1 protein-coding gene is annotated in these 1,143 nt (G+C 58.8%); it reads right to left on the bottom strand.

From position 1 onward, the window contains the following. Window positions 1-158 precede the first annotated feature (158 nt). Window positions 159-818, bottom strand: coding sequence for an HAD family phosphatase (locus GSQ92_RS16360; protein ID WP_159013700.1), 660 nt, complete (start codon window positions 816-818; stop codon window positions 159-161). Window positions 819-1,143 lie beyond the last annotated feature (325 nt).

Genomic DNA, 1,143 nt, shown 5'->3' with positions numbered 1-1,143 from the left:
GAGAAGACCGACATCAGCTACTCAGCCATCATCAGTTTCGCGTGCGCACTGATGCTGGTTAAATCCGTCCACACGGCCAGGAACAGAATCCTTATCTAACAGCCGGCCTCCCGAGGAAATGACCGTTTGGTGAATGAAGAAAGCGGCATCGGCGGCAGTTACAATTCGGCCTGCTCTTTCAAAAAGCCCCGCAGTGCATCCAGGCCCGTATAGAGGTGGCCCGCCAATCCCGCCCTCTCCGCACCGTCAACGTTGACCTGCGCATCATCGATGAACAGCGTTTCCGCGGGCCGCGCATCCATCGCCGCCAGGCAGCCGAGGTAGCACGCAGGGTCCGGCTTGGCGGCTTTGAACTGGGCGGACGCGTAAACCGCCGAACCAAAGAGTTTGGGTATCTCGGGGAATATCCGGACAATGTGCGTCGCGATCAGCGTTGTGTTGTTCGTCAACACGCCTAGCCGCACACGGCCCTTGAGCTCGCGCACGAAATCCATGACGTCGTGGTGCGGTTCAGTCGCGACGCGGCGAGCGTCAATCCATTCGTCCAGGGCCAGGGGATAGCTAAGGGCATCATGGTAGGCCTGTAGGTAGGCTAATTCGTCGAGCGCTCCAGCGTCTCCCAGCGTCTCAATGCCGGACCCCCAGATAGCGGCCTCGACCTCCTCAGCCTTCAGGCCTGCACAAGCGCCGATATAGGCGCACCGCCGCCGCCTGTGGTTCGTGCAGAGAACGCCATCAAGGTCGAAGAGCAGAAGCGAGTAGCGCGGCATCCCTTCCCCGTCGGTCGATTTGTCGAGGCGACGCAAGGATTGTGCCATTGAGCTGGCGCCGCAAGTAAAAATGCACAAAACTTCAGTTGCTTCTTTTGGTGCGGATACGCAATGGGACTAAACTCAAGGCGATCCGCATAAGGGCGGCTTTTAATAAGCCGAAAGCTCAATTAACGGACGCGTCGGCGCAAACTAGGTCCGCTGCCTTAACCCGGTCCAGGCACGCCTTGCGTCAACCGTCTTCCTGTCGAAGGCAGCGAGTTTCCCGTCAGACGTCGGGGTCATCCTGCGCTGCGAGTCCTATACCCGCTCAACGGAAGCCCGGCAGAAGGCTTATCCGAAAGATTGGAAGCCATGGAGCTATATCTACCAG

The organism is Acidisoma sp. S159 (assembly GCF_009766125.1).
Lineage (GTDB): Bacteria > Pseudomonadota > Alphaproteobacteria > Acetobacterales > Acetobacteraceae > Acidisoma.
Note: the sequence above shows the minus strand (reverse complement) of the source record. Positions and strands in the feature narration are given on the sequence as shown.

Bases quoted from the DNA above. Each gene is read 5' to 3' on its own strand.
- GSQ92_RS16360 (WP_159013700.1), bottom strand. From the start codon at position 818: ATGGCACAATCCTTGCGTCGCCTCGACAAATCGACCGACGGGGAAGGG.